This is a genomic window from Sphingomonas aestuarii, from assembly GCF_054457155.1.
On record NZ_JBTKVV010000004.1, the window covers coordinates 247766 to 269703 of the forward strand.

At 59.4% G+C, this 21938-nt stretch carries 23 protein-coding genes; 10 read left to right on the forward strand and 13 right to left on the reverse strand.

The window, feature by feature from the left end:
- Positions 1-3: 3 nt before the first annotated feature.
- From ACX0GZ_RS09515 to ACX0GZ_RS09525, 3 genes are all read right to left on the reverse strand, one after another.
- On the reverse strand, positions 4-1674 hold the full coding sequence (locus tag ACX0GZ_RS09515) for an ATP-binding protein (RefSeq protein ID WP_458815761.1): 1671 nt from the start codon (positions 1672-1674) through the stop codon (positions 4-6).
- Positions 1671-3752 (reverse strand): Mu transposase C-terminal domain-containing protein, encoded by a 2082-nt coding sequence (locus ACX0GZ_RS09520; RefSeq protein WP_458815763.1) that lies wholly within the window; start codon positions 3750-3752, stop codon positions 1671-1673. The genes ACX0GZ_RS09515 and ACX0GZ_RS09520 overlap by 4 nt, the downstream gene beginning before the upstream one ends.
- Positions 3753-3844: 92 nt before the next feature.
- Positions 3845-4684 (reverse strand): TnsA endonuclease N-terminal domain-containing protein, encoded by an 840-nt coding sequence (locus tag ACX0GZ_RS09525; RefSeq protein WP_458815765.1) that lies wholly within the window; start codon positions 4682-4684, stop codon positions 3845-3847.
- A gap of 682 nt (positions 4685-5366) precedes the next feature.
- On the opposite strand from ACX0GZ_RS09525, the gene ACX0GZ_RS09530 reads away from it, so the two are divergent.
- The gene (locus ACX0GZ_RS09530; RefSeq protein WP_458815767.1) at positions 5367-5579 is read left to right on the forward strand and encodes a hypothetical protein; all 213 of its coding nucleotides are present in this window, start codon (positions 5367-5369) and stop codon (positions 5577-5579) included.
- A gap of 55 nt (positions 5580-5634) precedes the next feature.
- On the opposite strand, the gene ACX0GZ_RS09535 is transcribed toward ACX0GZ_RS09530, so the two are convergent.
- The 5 genes from ACX0GZ_RS09535 to ACX0GZ_RS09555 form a co-directional block, all read right to left on the reverse strand.
- Positions 5635-6075, reverse strand: coding sequence for a DUF411 domain-containing protein (locus ACX0GZ_RS09535; protein ID WP_458815769.1), 441 nt, complete (start codon positions 6073-6075; stop codon positions 5635-5637).
- A gap of 21 nt (positions 6076-6096) precedes the next feature.
- The gene (locus ACX0GZ_RS09540) at positions 6097-6537 is read right to left on the reverse strand and encodes a DUF305 domain-containing protein (protein WP_458815771.1); all 441 of its coding nucleotides are present in this window, start codon (positions 6535-6537) and stop codon (positions 6097-6099) included.
- A gap of 31 nt (positions 6538-6568) precedes the next feature.
- Complete coding sequence (locus ACX0GZ_RS09545; RefSeq protein ID WP_458815773.1) at positions 6569-7801, reverse strand: copper resistance protein B; 1233 nt, start codon at positions 7799-7801, stop codon at positions 6569-6571.
- Positions 7798-9666: a copper resistance system multicopper oxidase gene (locus ACX0GZ_RS09550; RefSeq protein WP_458816189.1), complete on the reverse strand. Its 1869-nt coding sequence runs from the start codon at positions 9664-9666 to the stop codon at positions 7798-7800. Before ACX0GZ_RS09550 ends, ACX0GZ_RS09545 begins: the two co-directional genes overlap by 4 nt.
- 93 nt (positions 9667-9759) lie before the next feature.
- Positions 9760-10995 (reverse strand): acyltransferase family protein, encoded by a 1236-nt coding sequence (locus ACX0GZ_RS09555; protein WP_458815775.1) that lies wholly within the window; start codon positions 10993-10995, stop codon positions 9760-9762.
- Between the two features lie 290 nt (positions 10996-11285).
- Here ACX0GZ_RS09555 and ACX0GZ_RS09560 point away from each other — a divergent pair, with 290 nt between their 5' ends.
- A complete protein-coding gene (locus ACX0GZ_RS09560) occupies positions 11286-11945 on the forward strand; it encodes a DUF2231 domain-containing protein (RefSeq protein ID WP_458815777.1) in 660 nt (219 codons plus the stop codon).
- A gap of 214 nt (positions 11946-12159) precedes the next feature.
- On the forward strand, positions 12160-12630 hold the full coding sequence (locus tag ACX0GZ_RS09565) for a YybH family protein (RefSeq protein ID WP_458815779.1): 471 nt from the start codon (positions 12160-12162) through the stop codon (positions 12628-12630).
- A gap of 153 nt (positions 12631-12783) precedes the next feature.
- On the opposite strand, the gene ACX0GZ_RS09570 is transcribed toward ACX0GZ_RS09565, so the two are convergent.
- Both ACX0GZ_RS09570 and ACX0GZ_RS09575 read right to left on the reverse strand, forming a co-directional pair.
- Complete coding sequence (locus ACX0GZ_RS09570; RefSeq protein ID WP_458815781.1) at positions 12784-13344, reverse strand: RNA polymerase sigma factor; 561 nt, start codon at positions 13342-13344, stop codon at positions 12784-12786.
- Positions 13341-13778, reverse strand: coding sequence for a periplasmic heavy metal sensor (locus ACX0GZ_RS09575; protein ID WP_458815783.1), 438 nt, complete (start codon positions 13776-13778; stop codon positions 13341-13343). The genes ACX0GZ_RS09570 and ACX0GZ_RS09575 overlap by 4 nt, the downstream gene beginning before the upstream one ends.
- On the opposite strand from ACX0GZ_RS09575, the gene copC reads away from it, so the two are divergent.
- Genes copC through cueR form a run of 5 tightly spaced genes read left to right on the forward strand, consistent with a single transcriptional unit; the run spans position 13769 to position 18715 of the window.
- A complete protein-coding gene (copC, locus tag ACX0GZ_RS09580; protein ID WP_458815785.1) occupies positions 13769-14560 on the forward strand; it encodes a copper homeostasis periplasmic binding protein CopC in 792 nt (263 codons plus the stop codon). The genes ACX0GZ_RS09575 and copC overlap by 10 nt on opposite strands.
- A complete protein-coding gene (gene copD / locus ACX0GZ_RS09585; protein WP_458816191.1) occupies positions 14560-15447 on the forward strand; it encodes a copper homeostasis membrane protein CopD in 888 nt (295 codons plus the stop codon). Before copC ends, copD begins: the two co-directional genes overlap by 1 nt.
- Positions 15448-15505: 58 nt before the next feature.
- A complete protein-coding gene (locus tag ACX0GZ_RS09590; protein ID WP_458815787.1) occupies positions 15506-15919 on the forward strand; it encodes a DUF305 domain-containing protein in 414 nt (137 codons plus the stop codon).
- 49 nt (positions 15920-15968) lie between these two features.
- Positions 15969-18329 (forward strand): heavy metal translocating P-type ATPase, encoded by a 2361-nt coding sequence (locus ACX0GZ_RS09595; protein ID WP_458815789.1) that lies wholly within the window; start codon positions 15969-15971, stop codon positions 18327-18329.
- The gene (cueR, locus tag ACX0GZ_RS09600; protein ID WP_458815791.1) at positions 18326-18715 is read left to right on the forward strand and encodes a Cu(I)-responsive transcriptional regulator; all 390 of its coding nucleotides are present in this window, start codon (positions 18326-18328) and stop codon (positions 18713-18715) included. Before ACX0GZ_RS09595 ends, cueR begins: the two co-directional genes overlap by 4 nt.
- A gap of 29 nt (positions 18716-18744) precedes the next feature.
- Here cueR and ACX0GZ_RS09605 read toward each other — a convergent pair whose 3' ends face one another.
- The 3 genes from ACX0GZ_RS09605 to ACX0GZ_RS09615 form a co-directional block, all read right to left on the reverse strand.
- Complete coding sequence (locus ACX0GZ_RS09605; RefSeq protein ID WP_458815793.1) at positions 18745-19233, reverse strand: nuclear transport factor 2 family protein; 489 nt, start codon at positions 19231-19233, stop codon at positions 18745-18747.
- A gap of 90 nt (positions 19234-19323) precedes the next feature.
- Positions 19324-19770 (reverse strand): YqaA family protein, encoded by a 447-nt coding sequence (locus ACX0GZ_RS09610; protein WP_458815795.1) that lies wholly within the window; start codon positions 19768-19770, stop codon positions 19324-19326.
- A gap of 570 nt (positions 19771-20340) precedes the next feature.
- The gene (locus ACX0GZ_RS09615) at positions 20341-20751 is read right to left on the reverse strand and encodes a MerR family transcriptional regulator (protein WP_458815797.1); all 411 of its coding nucleotides are present in this window, start codon (positions 20749-20751) and stop codon (positions 20341-20343) included.
- A 93-nt stretch (positions 20752-20844) separates the two neighbouring features.
- Here ACX0GZ_RS09615 and ACX0GZ_RS09620 point away from each other — a divergent pair, with 93 nt between their 5' ends.
- The gene (locus ACX0GZ_RS09620) at positions 20845-21495 is read left to right on the forward strand and encodes a cation transporter (RefSeq protein ID WP_458815799.1); all 651 of its coding nucleotides are present in this window, start codon (positions 20845-20847) and stop codon (positions 21493-21495) included.
- A gap of 32 nt (positions 21496-21527) precedes the next feature.
- Positions 21528-21884, forward strand: a complete 357-nt coding sequence (locus ACX0GZ_RS09625; RefSeq protein ID WP_458815801.1) for a hypothetical protein — start codon at positions 21528-21530, stop codon at positions 21882-21884.
- The last annotated feature ends 54 nt before the right edge of the window (positions 21885-21938 follow it).

Here is a 21938-nt window from a genome sequence, read left to right on the forward strand (position 1 = left end):
CTGCTACGCAGCGATCGCGTCGCGGGGCGAGCAAGCGATCCCTGCCGCCACTAGCGCCTCATGCATCGTTTTGCCCTCCGGCAGACCGGAAAAAATGTCGCGCAAATCGTTCGGCATTTTTACCCGTTCAGCCACAGGCCGGACCTTTGTTTTGGGAACGACCAGCTTTTCAACTGCAAGAGCGGCTTCTCCAATCGCACGAGCGATCGCCGATACATCGTCCGGTCCCACCCGAGCTAAGATCTCGGCTAAGACGCGATGTACGTGTTGATCCGGAACACCCTGCAACTTCAGCATCTCAACGTAGAAACGCTCTTTTTCGGTACCGCCATCACCAGCACGAGCCCTTACAGCAGCCTCTTCAGCCGCCAAGCGTGACTGGATTTCGGTGATATCAGATCCAACGGCGCTACGGACAACAGAGTGAAAATAGTCATGGAACGGCTTAAGATCCTCAAAGCGGTCGAGCATTCCGATATTTCCGGTTCTTAGGGCGTCGATCATGGGTAAAACCATCGCCATGTCTTCCTTGGCGACCGCTTCAATTACCTCACAGGTGATCATTTCCGGCGTTCCGGTGAGTTCGGAATTGCTGATCACGCGAAGCTGGGCTAGTATGAACAGCTTGATCAGAATATCGACCACGCCCTGGCTGTGATGAAAAAGCGTTGCATCAATATCTGGATCAAACGACGTTGCGCAGCTGGTCCACTGAAACTTCCACATGCTCTTTACAAAGGTATCCCATTCGTGGCTGGGGCGTAGCGGCTCCCAAATTGATGCACCAAGCCCTGATGCGCGCCGAGCTGAGTGAAATGCAGCCTGCGGGATTTCCTTTGCTGCCATCGTTCCGATGGTAACGATGCCCACGCCAATCTTGTTTGCCATCGTTACGAGGAAATTGATTAGCGGCTCGATGCCCTCCTTACTGGAATTGAGGTTCTGAATTTCATCTACAACAAGGACGCCGATGGCATGGAGCCGCACTAAATGTTGTACATCGGCAAGCATCGCATCGACCGTCCGTCGTGCGCTACCATACCGTTGTACAAGCCTGCCATCTTGTTCGAGGCGTTCGTCCAACAGGCGAAAAAATTCGATGCAAAAGCTTTTGCGTGATCCCGTCGATGGACATTCAATCTTCAGCGCCGGAACCTGCACGATCATGTCCCGCGTATCGGTGTGACGGATCGTTAGCGGATAGCTGTGCAGGATACGTTCGATTGTCGCCGACTTTCCCATGCCTGGGCAACCCAAGATCGAAAACCCTGGCATTCTGGGCGCGCGAGGCTCGCCGTTGGCATAGGTGGCAATAAAGCCGTCCCCGCGAATCTCATTGAATTCTGGGTTGCTCAGCGGATCGCGGCCTGCCTCCATGTCATCGGCTGACTGCAGCAGCGATTTGCGGAAGGATAATGTGTCGGGATTTCGACCCCGGTATCCCTGCCGCATCGCCATGTCGAACCGCTCGACCAAATCTAGCTGCTCGTTGAGCGGATCCATATAGTCTAACAGTCGAAGCACTCGGTAGCGCCGATCAACATGCGACAAGGTCCGTTCGTCGTCGGAATGATAGGGAAGACGCCGCAGCAATTGAAATTGCGCGGCTTTGCCAATGCGGGCGGGTAAACGCCGAACGAAAGGGTTGTTGTCTTCCGGATCTACAGCACTCATTTGTCGCTTTGCTCCCGAAGCGTGTCATACGATGGTCGGGCGGCTGCGCCTGACGGTCTGAGAACATGAACTTCCGCAGTCGTCTGGGTCGGCAGCGCCTTCGGGCGGAATTCGCTGGCCTCTTCCTCTCGCCGAACTCCCTTTTCCTGGGCGCGATTACCGCGAATGTTTCGAACTTTCGATGCATCTGAGCTTTTGGACGCGGCCGATCCAGACTTTTCAGCGGCAGCTTTGACCACGGCCTCGTTTTCAGCCACCATTTCTGCCCGACGCAAGTCATCCCGCTGCTTGCTTTCTCGAGACATAGCTTGGGAAACACGCGTGATGGCTTCGGCCTCCCATCCACTGCCGCCCTCAACTTCCCGACTCCTTGACGTAAGCTCTGCGACGTCAAAGCCAAATTCGGTTGAGCTATCGGCTATGTAAATTCGGTTCACGTCACGCTTGTCGAAGCCGACCTCGACCTTCCATCGTTTTCCGGTGGTCCGAGCCTTCCCAAACCAGTCCTCCCGTCGGCTCATCGCTGATTCATAGTATCTACCTTGAAACCGAATCCCCCGGTCGGTGACCGATGCCACGTCGCGAGGGAGAAGCGCGAAGCGCACCCGTTCCGGCGCTGGCCTACGTGGCAGGCCGCCTACTGACGAAATGCCCCAGTTCCACATCTCTATCGGAATTGACCGAACACGGTCTTCGACCATTCCTTTATGTCGGTCAAAGGACGTAAGTTCATGATGATTGTTGAAATACAACACCAGATTCAGGATGATCTGTTCGAAATCATCCAGCGTTAGGACTGCATCAAGACGATAGTCGCGTGCGCCACGCGCCCGGAAGTCTGTATCGACATACCCAGGCGTGTAAGGCTTGAACGCGTGCTGTAAGATACGAAAACGAGATTCGACAGTGCCCTTCCAATCAGCTCGGTAAGCTGCGGCATTTTCGCACGTCACATGAAAAAGCTTCAGTGTCTGAGCGATGCCATTGCCTTCCAATTCGCCCCTGTCGCCGAGCAATATTGATGGTAGATGGTGAGCGGGCCACTCTTCTGGCTCGATTGTTATCCCGCGCGATGCGCAAAACGCCTGCTTGTCTTCAACAGCATTGGCCAACGCCATCATTGCCGCAGCCCAGGATGGGCCTTCTAGACCAACATAAACGCCGACAATTAATCGAGAGAATACATCGATTACGACATAAATGACCGGGCGACCAATGATCTGATTACGGTCAAGGCGCGAGAGGAGATAAACATCTGCAATCGTAGCGTCGATCTCAAATCTTGAACCTGGTCCCCACGCTTCAGCGGACGCGCTTCCGCTCAAGCCACGATTTTTAAGATCAAAGACTCGCGGTGTCTCACGTTGTCGGGCGATTGCGGTAAGATTTTTATCCTTTCTTACCCAATATTTGAATTGTTCTAATGTTGGCCAGCCGGTCTCGGCATATTCTTCGCGTGGGCGAAACTCGATCTGACCGGGGCGAGACCTCTCAGTTGGCTCTGCGAAGAATGTCGAGATGCACCGATTGTATGCGTCGCTCAACGATAGCCGTCGATTGATCGCATATTCACGGTCAATCGAAATTGCGAAAAAACGTCTAATATCCGCTGTGATATTGATGCCCGAGGGGGGAGGTGTCATCCCCTCGGGAACTGGCAGACGCGGCCGTCCCAACTTGGCGCCAGACAGTTTCCTTGGCCTGCCTTTGCCCCCACGCAAGTCCCAACGGGGCAACAACGCGTTAGGCGTCATTCCACAGCGCCAATAATCTTGAAGCAATTTTACGACGGTCGGTCGGGATACATCGTGGTCCAAAATCGCTCTAGCGATGAAGTTTGTTCGTGCTTTCTTCTCAAAACAAAAGGGGGTGTTCTGAACAAACTCTTGGATGATTTCGAACCGCTGATCACGACGAAAACGCCGGCTTTCATCTATGTCACTATCAAGTTCGAAATTTCGGTATTCAGCAAATGGTTCCACGGTCAATCCGCCATCCTCTAAATCATCAAGGATGTGCGATAGTTTCTGAAGCACCGGCCAGGCAGACTCGTTGTCCAAGTCGATCGTCGCGACCATGTCGTTGCCAACGGACGCCCATAGAACTCGACTACGGAGTGGTGGTTCTCCAGCCAAACGGAGAATATCGTGCAGATCGACAAGCGAAGTGTTCACGCGGCGTCTCTCCGCTCATTAATAGCTTGGCGCAGCAGTGGCTTAAATTGAGACACCGGCGCGCGCGGATCGAATTTACCCGGAACTGTCAGTTCCAGTTTTCCAGACGCTATGAGATGTCGCACCACAGTCATTCCATCGCCGGGCAAAAAGTCTCGGCCGTCTTCAAGCTGTCGAATAACGTCGAGGAGCGGTGAGCTTTGCTCGTTCTTGGCCAGCGCTGCCAAAAACTCGTCGCACCGCACGGCCCAATAACTTTCGTCTCCGTCCAAATGTTCGAAATTGTGCCAGCCATGCCCCCAAAGCGAGAGGGCAGTTTGATCGGAGCAGAGGTCGAGCTCGGTAACGAGTATCCACCGCACGCCCTCTTCAACCCAGTACCGTCGCTCAATCTCGAGTTTCTCGACGGTACGATGATTATCCAGACCATCGGCATACTTAACTGAAATGGCGAGCATCTCGTTTCGTCGACCGGCTTTCCAATCGACAACGAAATCGGTCGTCATCACGGTGTCGATACCGCGAAATTGAGGGTGTCGAATGCCTGCTTGGCTGGCTAAGCGCAGCGTTGAGGACTGAGGAAGCGGATACTGCTCCCGAATATCAACGACACTATCGATCCCATCGAGCTCAAGCAGCACCGCGCGCTCGAGGTCGGACAGCAATTCATGTGTCCGTCCTGTGGTTTTCCCTGGCATTCGAGAAGACCGACCGCGCGACGATAGGTCCTGGATGCGCAGCCAAGGGCGATAGTCTTTACCACGACCACTTCCGCGACCTTCCGACCACCATTTTGAAATTCGGTCAGCGGAAATATCGTACTTATGTTTTGCCATTTGCTCCTCGAATGATCGCAACCTCGCTACGGAACCGCGATTTTAGCGAGAGAGTATGGCTGGGTAGGTGGAGATATCGTTAAATGCCTGGATCGGGCCGAAATTTGTCAGTGCTTCACCAGTAAATGCGCAGCTGACAGATAACGAGCTGCGTTATCAGGATACCTTTGCCCATTTGGGTTCTCGCCGACATACCGCTAGAAGCCGCGAACCAGCCGAGAGCAGTTTGACCCGTGGTTCAAAAGTGCGCACAGGAACGGTGCAGACCTTTGCGCTATCTCGATACGCGTTTGCGGGATAAAGCCTGTCAATTATGGACCGTCTACGACTCGCGCCTTCCGGGCTTTGGCTGTTCATTATGACGCTGACGATGTCGTTTGTAACCTTGAGCCTGTCGCCAAACTGCCCTGACCTTTCAGTCGCAACTAGCGTCGCATGCCAAGACCATTCGACGCAGGATCCGTCGAAACCGCTCCGGACTACCTGCATTTCGAAATGCGTAGTCAGTCTGCCTGACATCCGACTTGGCATCACCGAACAAGCCGTCGTTCCGGCACCCGTTCGACGGGCCACCGTTTCGAAGTTGGTCAGCGTCGTCGATGAGCCAATACCGCCGCCGCCGCGCACCCGTGCATCACTCCACTGATGGCATAAATCAAAAATTTCGGAGATTATGATGAATATGATCAAGCTGATCGGGGCCGGCTTCGCCCTTACCCTTTCGACCGCTGCGTTTGCAGCGCAGGGCATGGACTGCTGCAAGGAAATGAAGTCCTGCTGCTGCAAGAAGGACGGGGAGAAACCGGGCTGCTGCGAGAAAATGAAGCAGGAGAAACAGGATGTACCGGGCGATGGGCATGCTGATCACGACATGTCACCCGAGCCAAAGAACTAAGCGCTACCGCGGGAGAGGCGTTCGCGCCTCTCCCGCTTCGTTCGACCGGTTTCGCTCAGTGCCGCGCGAACACCTTCTGTCCCGAAGGTCCGAAGGCGATGACAGTATAACGCTGGGCCTGCATTCCCGGCATTTCCATACCGGGCGACCCCAATGGCATCCCTGCCACCGCAAGACCCTTGATGCCCTTTGGACGCGACGCGAGCGCGCGCTTCATATCGGCGACGGGTACATGGCCTTCGAACGCCATGCCATCGACGATCGCCGTGTGGCAGGAGGCGAGCGAAGCGGGAATGCCGATCCGCGCCTTTAGTGCATCGCGGCGGGGATTATCGACGGTTCGCACGTCGCGCTTAAATGCGACTTCCGCTTGGCGCGCCCATTGCTCGCAGCAACCGCATCCGGGATCGCGATGCATGATGATCGGGTCGGCGGCCATCGCTGTCGCTGGGGTTGCAATTGCAAACGCGATGGCCAATGTACGTACGATCTTCATAAATTTACTCCTTCAGGGCGACTAGCGCGCCAACATCGCTTTCATTTGCGCGATCTCTTCGCGCTGCGATTTAATGATGTCCTGACATAGTGTGACGAGTTCGGGGTCGGATAACGATGCTTGTTCGCACATCAAAATGGCGCCGGAATGGTGAGGGATCATCGACCGCAAAAATTGCGTGTCGCCGATGGTTTCCTGGGTGCGAATCAGCGCGAAACTGCCGAAGAATGCAACCGCTGAGCCAATGAGCAGAAGCGCGTTGAGCCGCTTGGAGGGAAACATGTCGCGCATCGCGATGATCATGAGCACCACCATTGGCGCGACCATCATCAACGTCATGTAGAGCATGTTGAGATTGTTATAGAAGCTCGACAAGCCGTCGATCATCACAAACATCACAAGGTACATGATCACGCCGCTGATGACGGTTTGCAGAACCAAGCTCCGATAAGATCCCTTCATTCGGCTTCTCCCTTGACGGTCAAATTCGAGATCAGAACCAAGCCCTGATCCCGAAGACTAGGCTCGTACTCGATGCACCCTCTCCGGCGGCGCGGGCGAAGTCGGCCGTGCGACCGAATTTGGCTGAGTACGAAATCCCGACATAGGGCGCAAACTCACGCGCGATCTCATACCGCAGGCGCAGATCGAGCTCGGCGTCCGAAAAGCCCGCGCCGATGCCGCTCTCCGGTACGTCCTGGGCCGCCAGATTAAACTCGGCGCGTGGCTGGAGGATCAGCCGTTGGGTAATGCGCTGATCGTAGCTGGCCGCCACGGTTCCGAGCACGTCGCCTTGCGTCGATACAAAGCCATGGGCCTCGACCTCGAACCAGTACGGTGCCAAACCCTCCACGCCAAAAACGGCATAGGATCGGGCCTTTGGTTCGAAATCGTGGCGAACACCGCCCTGCAAATTAAAGTAGGGTCCGATTGCCCTGCTGTAGAGCGCCTGTACCTCGGCGCCTTCAATCGGTTCGCCGAAAGTCCCTTCGCCTTCGGTCTTCACGACCAGTCGGTTGATGTCACCACCGAACCAGCCTTCGCCCTCCCAGCGATAGCCTTCCTTGCCGTCGCGGATCTGGAGTTCGGCGATGTCGATCATCACTTGGCTGAACGTGCCGCCGCCATGTTCGCGTCGCAACTCGGAGCGCGCCACCGACATGGCATCACGTCCCCAGACACGATCCGCATAATTAGGCTCGGGGGCTGCCGGTGCGGGTGCGTCGCCCGCTGGGAGCGCGGTGCCAAGGCTACCCATCGCATCTTCGGTTGGCATTGCCATGTCCTGCATCGCGCCGCCGGGCTTTGGAGCGCCTGCGGCTTGTGGGACGCAATGCCCCATCTCGGCGTGCTCGGGCGGACAGTTGGGGTCTGCGGGGCTGGGTGCCGGATCCTGTGCACCCCCCACCCGCTGCTCGGGATCAGCGCCAGGCTCGCTGGTTTGCGGCGGGGCTGCGGCTTCGGGTTTACAATGGCCCATCGCTGCATGCTCTGCCGGACAGGCTTCCGCAGCCGGGGCAGCCTTCGGCTTGTTTTGTGCCGCGCGGGGTGCAGGTCGCTGGGGCGCCGCTGCTCGTGGTTTAGCGGCCGGTTTCGGCTTTGCGGCTGGTGCCGGTTTGGCAGGCATCTTCATGCCAGGCATGTTCGAATGATCCATCGTCTGCGCGATGGCGGGCGTCGCGAGTGCGATCACAGAGGCGGCGGTGAGGAGCAAGAGCGTCTTCATGCTGCTTCTCCCCCGCGCGGACGAACGGTGACGACCTGCATCATGCCCGCGTGCATGTGATAGAGCATGTGGCAGTGGAACGCCCAGTCGCCAACCGCGTCGGTCGTCACGTCGAACGTGACCGTGCCGCCCGGCTGGACCTGCACGGTATGTTTGCGGGGCGCATATTCGCCGTGGCCGGTGACCAGTTCGAAGAAATGGCCGTGCAGATGGATGGGGTGCCCCATCATCGTGTCGTTCACGAGGGTAACGCGCACGCGCTCGTCCTGCAGGAACGCGATGGGCTCCTTGACCTCGTTAAGCTTTTCGCCGTCGAAGGCCCACATGTAACGCTCCATATTACCGGTGAGGTGGATGCGCATTTCCCGCTCGGGCGCACGTACGTCTGGATTGCGATCGACGGCCATCAGGTCGCGGTAAACCAGCACTTTGTGACCGACATCTTCCAGGCCCTGGCCCGGCTCCCCGGTTCGATCCATCGGCATCGGCGAGATCGTCTGCACGGTCGGGGTCTTCTTGACCTCGGGCGCAACAGAAAAATCGCGCATCGAATGATCCATGCCCGCCATCGCACCGCCCGTCGCACCCTGGGCCGCGCCACTATGGTCCATCCCGGCCATCGATCCGGCATCGCCAGCGGGCGTAGGGGTGCAATGCCCCATCGCGGCATGTTCGGGCGCACAACCGCCATTTGCTGCCGCGGCACCGGTGGCTGCACCGCCCATTGCGCCATGATCCATGCCGGCCATGTCGCCCATCCCCATGTCCTTCATGTCGGCGAGAGGTCGCTTTCGTAAGGGCGGAACCTCCGCCGCCATGCCCTCACGCGGGGCAAGCGTCGCGCGCGCCATGCCCGAACGATCGACACTCTCGCCGACAAGCGTATAGGCGCGATCGTCGGTCGGCTCGACGATGACATCATATGTCTCGGCAACACCGATCTGAAACTCATCGACGGCGACCGGTCGCACGTTCAGGCCATCGGCCTGAACAACCGTCAGTTTCAGGCCCGGAATGCGAACGTTGAAGGTGGTCATCGCCGAGGCGTTGATGAAACGCAGCCGGACGCGCTCCCCGGGAGTGAACAAGCCAGTCCAGTTGTCGCGCGGGCCATGACCGTTGACCAGGAAACTATAGACGGAGCCGGTCACGTCTGACACGTCGGTCGGGTCCATCCGCATCTTGCCCCAATCGAGGCGCTCCTTCGCGGTTTGACCCTCGCCGCGAAGCTGGTCGAGAAGCGTCTGCTTCTGAAAGTTGAAATATCCGCCCTGCTGTTTGAGTTTTTTAAAGATGATATGCGGATGCATTTCGCTGTGATCGGACAATACGATGACATGTTCGCGGTCCGAGCGGATCGGGTCTTCACCCTTTGGATCGATGACGATCGGACCATAATGGCCGAGCTGCTCCTGCAAACCTGAGTGACTGTGATACCAGTACGTGCCAGCTTGCAGAATCGGGAATTCGTAAGTGAAGGTTGTACGTGGCTTGATGCCGGGAAAGCTGATGCCGGGCACACCGTCCATGTGAAACGGCAGGATCAGCCCGTGCCAGTGGATCGAACTGTCCTCATCGAGCGCGTTTTCAACGTGCAACCGGACATTCTGCCCTTCGCGCAGGCGGACCAGCGGGGCGGGAACGGTTCCGTTGATGCCGATCGCATGGCTTTCGCGACCGTCGATCGTCATCATCTGATGTGCGATCTTCAGGCGGATATCCTCGCCGGAGACGGTAGGAAGCGGCCGCACGATGCCTGCGGAAACCGGCTGAGCCCAAGCGGGAAACCAGCTAGCGAGGGCGACCGAGCCTCCGCCCAGGGCAGCGCCGCGCAGTAGGTTGCGACGGTCAAGTGAAAGGGACATGCAAAAAGCTCCGGATGGTTTCAATCTACTACGCACGCCAGCGCGATTACCCTCACCACTTTTCTGGCGACGGACGTCGATAGCCAATGACACTCACTCGGTCCGGCGCGCGCGCCTGATATGGAAAGCGTTCGCAAAGAAGGCACGTACGCGACCGGTGTGGCGTTCCGTATGCCTAGCGAAAACACCGCAGATTGCGATCACTCCTACTAAGGTCGCCACCAATAACCCGATATTCGCGGCAGAAGGCACGAGGCGCTGACCATCGATCATCAGGGCGGCGGCCATCGCGAGCAACGGAAAATGGAGCGCATAAAGCGAGAAGCTCGCTTTTGCGCCATAAGATGCGAGCAGCTTCAGCGAGCGGGGGACTGATATCTCTGTGTTCAGCAAGACGAAAAGAAATCCCGCGAACGTCACGGCGAGAGGCACCTCTTTCCCCACTAAACCGGTCATACGAACAAAAACCAGCATTGCGGCGAGCGCCGCGCCAGTGGCGGCTAACCATGCGCGACCCCTCAGACGCGATGAGGCGCCACATCCATTTGTGCTCGTCACCCAGAATAGAAGGGCACCGGACAGCCAACATGCGAAACCGACAAGCAAACCCGGTGCGGCGAAGGCAAGGCCCAATGTGAGTAGAAAAAGTGACGGACGCCGGGCGCGCACGCTTACCAGCAGCGCCGGAAACCAAATGTAGAACCAGAATTCATAGGCAAGGCTCCACAGCGGTCCATTCGTGCCGTAGGGCCGAACGATAATGTCCTGTAGAAACAGGAGGTTGCCAATCAGCGTCTGCCAGCCGAGGGCCGTGTCGACGTCGGTACGCAAAACATAGGTGTCGGTCGCACCGGCATGGGTGGTCGATTCGAGCACATACAATCCCAATGCATCGAGCGTACCGCCGATCACCAATGTCGGCACCAAAACGATCAACAGTCGCGAAAGCCGATCGACAAGATAGTTCGACCATCGCCAGCCCTGCTCCAACCGGCGGTTGACGCTGCTCGCGATCCAATAGCCGCTGAGAACGAAAAACAGGATGACGCTGGCATGAGCAAATCCGGCGAGGAAATAGCCTGCGGACGCAAACAGCGAGACGCGCTCACCGTAATCCTCGATCAGGAGATACCAGCCATGGGCGAATGCCACAGCGACCGCGAGTATGCACCGCATCGCGTCCATGACGACATATGCGCCTGTTCGCGATGGCTGGCCGCCTCTGCGATCTTCGTCCCCCATGTGACCGATACGCAGCCCCGGCGCATATCCCTCATGAAGGATAAACTTTAAGTGTTTCGTCCCGGTGGCTGATGGTGAATCGTGCACGGCTGAGTTTCACGGATCGCTATGGGCCGGGCTCTAAACGGGAGCACCCGAACACAGACGGGTCCGTGAGGTGGTACACGATAGCGAAGCGAGCGTGAGCACGCTGGCTTAGCGCCACGGCGTCAATCCCCGGGTGATCGCCGAGTGAAAGAGGCGCTCAAGCTTCGGTCGCGCGAATTGTCGCCACAACAAATCATCCGTGGAACTGCGTCTACATCATCCCCACGTGGCATCGTGAGCGAGGGGAAAACAAGCGAGCTGCGTATGGGATGGAGGGAGGCAGCTGAGCTATGTCGGAACGAGTTGTAATATTTGGGGCAGCCTTAGCTTTCCTCATGCTCGCAGCGCCCATTGCGGCGCACGAAAACCATGAAGCACTCGGCGCGGGACCTGGTCCGGTCACCCAGCAAGGTTTGGCCACTACGGTCCCGGCGGAAGCGGTCGGGATTCACGACAATATGACGGCCGCACATGGCGCGGCGATGGACGATCATGCCGCCGCGAACGGGAGTTTCGGACAGCGTTTGATCAGTTGGCTGGGCCGGATGCACTCGCTCCTTGTCCATTTCCCGATCGCAATGTTCCTTGGGGCCGTCGGCGTTGAGCTATTCGGCTTGTGGAAAGGTCGCCGCGATTATCGACGGATTGCGCATGTGATGCTCATTGTCGGCGCGGTCGGAGCGGTGGCGGCCGCGTCTCTGGGATGGTTTGCCGGTGGCCTTTACCTTAGCGACCGCAACCCGATTTTAACCGCACATCGTTGGCTCGGCACTGCGATCGCGATCGTGGGTTTAGTGCTGCTCTATTTATCGATTACGGCGCAACGGGCGACTGACGCGCCGCGGAGGCTGTACTGGATCTTACTTGGAGTGATGACATTTGCCATCGCCATTCAAGGATGGCTTGGTGGAACCTTCATGCATGGCGGCATCAATCACCTGGCTTTTTAGCGTTATGGCTTTACTTAGAATTGTCGTGCCAAGGGATTTGATCGGTGCCCGCTTGGATCAGGTCGATCGCCTTCGTCGCAAGCGAGCTTCGAACCTGAAAGATGCTGGAGTTGCCGGGCGGAGCCAAGCAGCAGTTTCGAGTGGTTGCGCTGCATACGGCCGACGTAACGTCGATCTACCAGAATTGATAATGGCCACTAGAGGGGGGAAGCGAATGATTAAGCTCAACACGATGATGGTCGCTGCCATGGCGGTCATACCTACCGCAGCGCTCGGCCAGGAAGCGAGCCCCGCAAGTGAGCGGCAGGCCGTCGAAGCTGTGCTCAGTCAGTATAAGACGGCGATCGAGAGGCTGGATGCGAACGGCACGGAGGAACTCTTCACGACAGACTCGCAGATATTCGAGACCGGTGGTTCCGAAGGAAGCTACACCAATTACCTTTCCCATCACTTGGGTCCGGAACTGGGTCATTTCAGGTCGTTTAAATTCTCCGATTACAAGGTCGATGTGCGCTTCGAAGGCCCGGTCGCGCTCGCCACTGAAACCTATCGCTATCGGATCGAACCGAAATCTGGCGAAGCCGCCGAGCGGCTTGGCGTCGCGACCAGCGTTCTGAAAAAATTTGACGGCCGCTGGCGAATTATCAGCATGCACAACTCCGCGCGACGGCCGAAAGGCAGCTAACGGATTACGCCTGACTCCAATGATAGGGTTCCGTCAAATTCATTGGCAACCTGCGCAACGGCGAAGGAAATTGTTAGTCCAGCGTTAAGGCGGTCCCATGATTCACCATAATCACGAACTAAATACCCCAAGCCGTTACCTAGCGCCGGAACCTCAGGCCAGGATTGCCGTCAGCTTCTGCCGTGCGCGATAGAGGCGCGTCTCGACCGCCTTCTCGCTCACGCCCAATATTTGGGCCGTTTCGGCTTGGGTCAATCCCTCAACCGTGCGCAAGATCAGCGTTTCTCGCAGATTGGCAGGCAGTTTCGCAAGAGCCCTCGAAAGGTTGGTCAATTCCTGTCGGTCTGACGTCTGGGTCTCGGCAGATGGGGTCTCATCGACGGCATCAAGCACATGCTCAAGCGGTAGAAACATCGAGATGAATCGCCGCGCAGCCTTGCGGCGGCGCCAGTCCCGTGCCTTATTGATGGCAATGCGCGAAAGCCAGGCGCTCAGGGGGCGTGCAGCGTCGTAATTTGCCAATGCCTGATGTGCGGCCACGAAGGTTTCCTGGACCACATCCAGTGCCTCATCCTCGTCGCCGACGATCCGGGCAACCAGCCGGTGAAGTCCGCCCTTGTAGCGCCGCACGAGTTCAGCAAAGGCGACTTGTCGCCCTGCCAGCGAAAGGGCGACAAGCTGGCCGTCCGGTTGGTCGGCAAGAACTTCGGTCACCGAACGTCTTCGGTCAGCGCCTTCGTGACGGCAGCGTCGAACTTTGCCGCCTGATCGGGCCGGAGAAGTGCGCGCATTGCAAAGACATGGACGAGCGTTTCTTTTTGCAGCTCGCCCATGGTCCGGTGCGAAGCGTCGATCGCTGCCGCAACGCGCGGACCATTGCCGTGTTCAGCCGCGATCGCTTCGGCAAGCATGGCGTTCTCGGCGCGCATTTCGGCTTCGAGTGCCCGCCGGCGAACCGCGAACGCTTCTTCGAGTTCGTGCAAGCGGCGCTCCTGATCGGCGTCGAGGTTCATCTGTTCATGTAGAACGGCGTGAAGCTCGGTTCCGGGATGAGGCTCGGGTTCAACCAATTGTCGACCGACGATCACACCAGCCATCGCTGCCAAAAAAGCAAGCAACGCGACAAGCAGGAACCGACGTGACCTCATCGCGCTTCGCCCAACAGCGTCGACGGTGCCAGTGCGCTTGGCGTACCGAAGGGTGCCAGACTTGGTGCGGCGTTGGCTTTAGTGGAAGGAACGACATTGCTGAACACGCCAAGCGCAAGCGCGAGCGTGACCGCCGTCAGGGTCATGCCAGTCCCGACCGTCGTCGCCGGCTGGTTCTCGATTGCGCGCAGAACGCGATCCTCCAGTCCGACAAGGCCGTTATGCGATGGTTGCCGCCTCATTGCGGCAAGCGCTTCGTCGATATCAGTATGCATGGCAGGTCTCACTTGTTGCCTTACTCCCTTTACGCATCGCGCGAGGTTGCCCCTCAATTTCCAAATGAGGGATGTGTGCGCGGGATGCGTATAGAATGCGACATCCCACAGGAGATCGAGATGAAATTCAATCCGACCGCCGCTGTCATCGCCACCTTGGCGACGCTGCTGACCCCAACCGCCGCTTTCGCGCATCCCAAGCTGGTCAGCGCCACCCCCGCGGCCAATGCCACCGTGGCACGCACCAACGTCGTTCGACTAAACTTCAGCGAACGACTGATGCCCAAGCTTTCAAACGCTACGCTCACAATGACGGGTATGCCGGGGATGGCCAATCATCCCGACATGAAGATGACGGGCATAACCAGCGCGATCTCTGCCGATGGCAAGTCGATCGTGCTGACATCGGCCAAGCCATTGCCAGCCGGGGCTTACCGCGCTGACTGGGTCGTCGTCGGTGCCGACACGCACCGGATCACCGGCAAACATAATTTCAGCATCCGTTGATGATGGGCGAGTGGGCGGCGATCGGTCTGCGCTTCGCCGCCTATGCCGATCTTTTGCTGCTGGCGGGGTTAGCGCTGGGCGGAGGACTGGGTCGATATGCACCGGTCGTCGATCGGCGCATCATGGCTTGGTTGGCTGCGCTTGGCGCAATCATCACCATCGCCCAATTTGGGGCGACCGCGCTGGCAATGACGGGCAACGACATGGCCGCGCTCGACCGCGATATGGTCAGGTTTCTCGCGCTGGAAACGCCGATGGGCGTGTCACATCTCGTGCGGGTCGCAGTGTTGGGCCTGTTGATGATTTCGGCCATCGTTCGGATGCCACGAGCCTTGAGCGGTCTGCTCGCGGTCATCGCGCTCGCGTCGCTAGCATGGAACGGGCATGCGGGGGCATCGGAATCCACCCTCGGTCTCGCGCATCGCGCCAGCGATGTCGTTCACCTCGTGGCGGCATCGCTGTGGATCGCAGCGCTGGTAATGTTCGCACGCATCCTGCTGTTGAATTGCCGAACGCCCGAAGGGCTCGCGTCGGCGCTTGCCACACTCGATCGATTTTCGGGCATCGGCGGAATCGTGGTGGGCGCGATCGTGGTCACGGGCATAGTCAATCTGCTGGCGATTGTCGGATTTGAGGGATTTTTTGCATCATTCGGCACCGATTACGGCCAATTGTTGTTACTGAAAATCGCTCTTTTCGGCGGGATGGTGGGGCTGGCGGCGCTCAATCGCTGGCGATTTGTCCCCGGTGCCCGAGCGATGGTCGGGGCAAAAACGCAGGAAGTCGCCGTGCGGCTTCTGCGGGTAGCCGTCCTGACGGAAACCCTGCTTGGCGTGCTCGTCCTCGCGGCGGTCGCGATCCTTGGCACAATGTCTCCGGTTGGCTGAAAACGCACCCGAACGTTCGTCGCGTGCGTTCTGTGTTCGACCCTTAAAGAAGGAAACTATGACGGCTCGACCCTCAATCCTGCTATCGCTTATCGCAGCGCTATTCGTGACGGCCTGTTCGGGCGAGCGTGGTGACGCGAGCGCAGGCAATTCTGCGATGGCGATGCCGGAAAACGGGATGATGACGATGGGAATGACTCCCGCTCCAGGCGATTCGCCCGCCACCCAAGGATATAAGCAGTCGATGAACGACATGATGGCGAATATGCCCGCGTTCACCGGCGAACCGGACGAAGACTTTATGCGCCAAATGAAGGTGCATCACGGCTCCGCCATCGCGATGGCGCAAACCGAGCTTGAACACGGCACCGATCCTGAAGCGCGCGAATTGGCGGAAAAGATAATCGGTGAGCAACGTGCCGAAATCGCCCAGATCGACGCATGGTTGGCCGCTCGGAGTGAGACGCCTTGACCCTGACATGATGTCAGACCGTATCTGAGGCGTCATGGAGGACGACTCGATGACCCATTCCGACCACAACGGCCATTCGGGACACGATTGCTGCAAGATGGAGGATGCCGCTACCTCCACGCCGTTGGTAACCGATCCCGTATGCGGGATGACCGTCGATCCCACTAAAACGGTCCATCATGCGGCGCATGATGGCAGTGATTATCATTTCTGCAGCGCCGGATGCCGCACCAAATTCGTCGCCGATCCCGAGACTTACCTCGGCGATGCGCCGCGTCCCGAACCCAAGGCCACGCCCGGCGCAATCTGGACGTGCCCGATGCACCCCGAAATCCGGCAGGAGGGTGCGGGCACTTGTCCAATCTGTGGAATGGCGCTCGAGCCGGAGGAGCCATCGCTCGACGACGCACCCAACCCCGAACTGGTCGATTTCACCCGGCGCTTCTGGGTGTCGGCGGTCCTCGCGGTGCCGCTGTTGATCGTGTCGATGATCGCCGAGATGCTGGGACTTCAAATTGTTAGCTCGACCGCATCGCCTTGGGTTCAACTAGCGCTGACCGCGCCGATCGTGCTGTGGGCGGGCAAGCCCTTCTTCGAACGCGGCTGGGCTTCGATCCGGACGCGCCATCTCAACATGTTTACGCTGATCGCGATCGGCGTCGGTGCCGCCTTCCTTTACAGTCTTGTCGCGACGTTTGCGCCGGGCCTCTTTCCGCCGACCTTCCGAATGCACGGTGGGATGGTGCCGGTCTATTACGAGGCGGCGGGCGTGGTCGTGACGCTCGTGCTGCTTGGGCAAGTGCTGGAATTGCGTGCGCGCGCCGCAACCGGTCGAGCCATCCGTGCTCTGATGGACCTCGCACCCAAGACCGCGCGGCGGGTCGGTGCCGATGGATCGGACGAAGAAGTGCCGCTGGGGGAAGTGGTTGGCGGCGACCGGCTGCGTATCCGGCCGGGCGACGCGATCCCCGTCGACGGCGTTGTGGTCGAAGGTCGCTCAACGGTTGATGAATCGATGCTAACCGGCGAACCTGTGCCGGTAGGCAAGACCGTGGACGATGCGCTCACCGGCGGCACCGTCAATGGAACGGGTAGCATGATCATGGAGGCACGCGCCGTCGGGTCAGACACGATGCTGGCCCGGATCGTGCGGATGGTCGCCGAAGCGCAACGCAGCCGCGCGCCGATCCAGGCGGTGGCAGATCGCATTTCTGGCTGGTTCGTGCCGCTGGTCGTGGCGATTGCGCTTGGCGCATTCATCGTCTGGAACTTCGTCGGTCCCGAACCACGCTTCGGCCATGCGTTGCTGAACGCGATCGCGGTTTTAATCATCGCCTGTCCGTGCGCGCTTGGCCTGGCTACACCCATGTCGATCATGGTCGGGACCGGTCGTGGTGCGCACGCCGGCGTGCTCATCAAGAATGCCGAAGCGCTTCAAGCGTTCGAAAAAGTCGATACGCTCGTAATCGACAAGACCGGCACGATCACTCAGGGCAAACCGAAACTCGTCGCCATCGAACCGCTCGGGGAATTTGATGTGGACACGCTCCTGGCGCTTGCCGCCGCGGTCGAGGGACAGTCCGAGCATCCACTTGCGCACGCGATCGTCACCGCGGCGGAGGAACGCGAACTGGCGATCGGTCGGGTGGAGAATTTCGAGTCCCAGACGGGTCTTGGCGTCAGTGCTGCGGTAGATGGCAGAATGGTGGTCATTGGTAATGCCGCCCAGCTTCGGCGTGTTGGCGCCGATCCGACGGCGCTCGAAGCCGCGGCTTCTCCGCATCGTGAAGCGGGCGCGGGCGTGATGTTCATTGCTGTCGATGGCGCGCCCGCCGGTCTGCTCGCTGTTGCCGATCCGATCCGGGACAATGCACGCGAGGCGCTGGAGGCGTTGCGCGCCGAAGGCTTGAAGATCGTGATGCTCACCGGCGATAACCAGGCGACCGCCGAAGCGGTGGCTCGCGCAGTCGGCGGCCTTGATGAGGTTCGTGCCGACCTGCGACCCGAAGACAAGGCCAAGATCGTGGGCGAGCTCAAGACCGCCGGTGCCCGCGTGGCGATGGCTGGCGACGGGATCAACGACGCGCCCGCGCTCGCTGCCGCGGACGTCGGGCTTGCCATGGGCACGGGAACTGACGTCGCCATCGAAAGCGCCGGCATGACCCTCACGAGCGGTGACCTCTCGGCCATTGTGCGGGCACGCAAGCTTGCTGTCGCGACAATGGGCAACGTGCGCCAGAACCTGTTTTTCTCTTTTCTGTTCAACGGGATCGGCGTGCCGATCGCAGCGGGTGTGCTCTATCCGCCGTTCGGCATCCTGATGTCACCGATGTTCGCAGGGGCAGCGATGGCGCTCTCGTCGTTCACCGTCGTCGCCAACGCGCTGCGTCTCAACCGGGTCAAGCTGTGAACATCGGCGAGGCCTCACGCGCAAGCGGCGTGTCGCAACGGATGATACGACACTATGAGGCAATAGGCCTGATCCCCGCACCGCAAAGGCGCGACAGTGGTTATCGCGATTATTCCAGGGCTGACCTTCACCGATTGCGATTCATCGCCAATGCCCGCAATCTTGGCTTCCCGATCGGCGAGATCGCCAGTCTGCTCGACTTGTGGGCCAACGACCGCCGAGAAAGCGCCGAGGTGAAGGCGTTGGCACTTGCCCGCGCTGACGAGCTCGGACGCAAGGCACGGGCGCTCTGCGCGATGCAGGCCACGCTGCTCCACCTCGCTGAACGCTGCACTGGAGACATTCGACCCGACTGCCCGATACTGGATGGGCTTGCTGATCGCTAAGCCGGGCGAGCGGGCCGGTTTGTGCCGAGTTACTTCACATCCGCGGAAGACCAGTGGATATGAACGATCTGCCACGCATCGCCCGTCCGACGGAGCACCATCGTTTCGGTCGACATGCTATTGATCGCTCGATCCCTGTACGTGCCACTCGTCTTCGCTTCGGAGGCGATCCACGCCATGTTGCCGGCGGCATGACCCGCCCGGCGCGTCACCGAGCGTTTTGTGGCCTTGGCGAACGCAGCGTCCGCGGACAGATGATGCGAGGCGTATTCGGCCTTGTCGCGCTCGGCTCGCCCGCCTTCATAGACCAGCGCGTCGGGGGCAAGCGATGCCAGCGCCGCCGCCTTGTCACCCGACTGCAAAGCCTGGTGGAAGGCATCGACGACCGTCGCTGCCTCGCGCACTTCGGGTTCGAGTTGGGCGGAAGCTGCCGATGCCGGGGGATGAAGCTGGGCCGCCGCGGGGGCCGTGGAAATCGCGACGACAGCCGCCGCCGAAATAATGAGACCAAAGCGCATCGAATATCCCCTCATGCCAAGCCGTGTTTCGGCTCTTCAGCGTACATTACGCAAGCGAGCCGCCATCCCCTCACGACGATCGCGATATTGCTAGGTATGGGAGCGGGATCGATCATCGGTCGCGCATCGCGCGATAAGGATGAAACGAAACCGAGTACCGCCATCGTGACGAAGACATAGCGCACGCTTTTGGCAATGGTGACGATCGCGATGAAGCGCCCGCACGGCGACGATCGGAACCCACGACAGAAACAGGATCCACGATCCCCACTTTTCAAACCATTGCTCGGCGCGGTCGAGCGCGCGTGCCGACACCGGAAACCACTTGGCATCGCGATGCGCCGAAAGGAAGCGACCGCTCGCCCAGTTGACGGCCGATCCCAAAACATTGCCGATCGTCGCTACGATCAGCAATACCGCCAGGTCGTTACGGCCAGCCGCGATCATCGCGGCGAGCACCAGTTCTGATTGGGCGGGTAGCAGGTTCGCGGCGACAAATGCCGCGACGAACAGTCCGGCATAGCCGATCAGTATCATGTCGATCGCGAAGCTCCCCGCCAGACCATCAAACTACGCGCTTGATCGCGGTGCAGGCACCGTCGGTGCGGAGCGTCATGGGTACCGGTGCGCCCGACCGATTCCGCCAGAACCAGCCATGGCTGTCGTCGAACGTCGCGACCAACGTGCCTTGTTCGCCGATCGACTCGCGTCCCTTGTCATAGCCGTGAAACGAAATAACTGGTTCGTTTTCAGATAGATGCGGAGCTCGCACCTGGTTTTCTCATAAATGCCCATCCGTGCATATCTTGCACGCTTGACCGTCGGCAGCGCGACCGTCACGACCAGTAATGCCGAGCAGACGAACCCAACCGCGGTTCCGGCAAAGCCGGACGACCATGCGCCGAAATTGCGCAACAAATGTACGCCGTCGAAGGGGTGATCGGTAGCGCAAAGCGCGCTTTGACCAGGATCATATCGACCATTGCTTGACGCCAGGCAACGAGAATGACGCGGTGTCAGTGGTCGAAGATTTTCGGCGGATCGCCAGATATCTCTAGCGGTCGATAAGGTCCGCAGTTGGGCGACGGGCGTTCAACCGTCCCCGCGTCAACCGTCCCGCATCACAGACGAACCGTCACCAAGCGCCTCGATGATCCGGCAGTCGGAAATGCTCCCCCCTTCGCAGCGGTCGAGCCGACGCGTCAATTCGCTGCGGAGCGCCTGCAAATCGGCGATCTTGCGGTCGATTTCAGTGATGTGCGTGGCGGTGATCGCATCCACCGCCGCACAGGGCGCGGCCGCATCATCCGCCAGGCCGAGCAACGTGCGCACCTGATCGAGCGTGAACCCTAGATCACGCGAGCGCTTGACGAACGACAGGCGGTCGAGATGCGTCTGATCGTAGATGCGATAGTTTGCGTCGGTCCGCGCCGCTCGCGGCAATACGCCTTCGGCTTCGTAAAACCGGATCGTCTCGACCTTGACCCCGGTCGAGCGCGCCAATTCGCCGATCTTCATATCGCGATCCAATCTCCGACAATTGCCGCTTGACCCTATAGCGACATGAGGGTGCACAGGTCCAATCCTGTCGATGCGAATCGGACTGGACCCATGGCTGACGATTGCTGTTCGAAGAAAGGCGAAACCCTGACCGCACTGGCGGCGAAGGGCGATCAGCGTCGCGTTCTCGTCACCGTATTGTTCGTGAATCTGGCGATGTTCTTCGTCGAGTTCACAGGCGGGGTGATCGCGGGTTCGTCGGCATTGATGGCGGACTCGATCGACATGCTGGGCGATGCGTTCATCTATGGGCTCAGCCTGTACGCGCTGCATCGCGGTGCTCGTTGGGAAGCGGGCGCGGCGATCGCCAAGGGCGCGATCATTCTCGCATTCGGCGTGGTCGTCATCGCTCAGATCGCCGACAAGATCGTCAGCGGCGTACCGCCGTCGAGCGGATTGATGCTGGGCGTCGGTGCGCTCGCGCTCGCCGCCAACCTGTTCTGCCTTGCCCTGCTATGGCGGTTCCGCACGCTCAACATCAACATGTCGAGTACCTTCGAATGTTCGCGCAACGACGTGGTGTCGAACGTCGGGGTATTGGTGGCGGCAGCGCTGGTCGGAGTCACCCGATCGGTCTGGCCCGATATTGCGATTGCCATGGTCATCGCCGTCATCTTCCTGCGCTCCGCCATCGGCGTATTGCGTGAGGCGGTTCCTGCCTGGCGTGATGCGAAGGCGGCCGGACCGGGATTAACGCCATGACAATCGCACGGCACTCGCGTAAGGGCGGTCCCATGCTGCGTTGGAGCTTCTTGCTGCTGTTGGGCATCCTGGCGGTGTCGCTGGTAGCGACGTCGACCGTTCACGCACGCGAATTTCCTGGCATGGCGACGATCGAGTGCAGCGGCGTTGCCGACAAGTCTGCCGACGAGAGCGCGGCTCTCGACATGGCAGGCGACGCGGACGAAGCGCCGGCAGGCAAATCACCTCCCCCTCAGCACGCCACTTGCCACGCCCCGGCAACGTCATTGCCAGAGTTCACGGCGTCGTCGCCTTTGTTCGTCGCGCCGACGCGCGACCGGCTGGTGCGTGTCGCGACCCGGTTGCCGCTGGACCTGATCCGCCTGGATATCCGGCCTCCTATCGCCTGACAGATCGAAGCCGCTCGTCTGTTGAAGACGGGCTGATTTGACTCGTCAGGATCA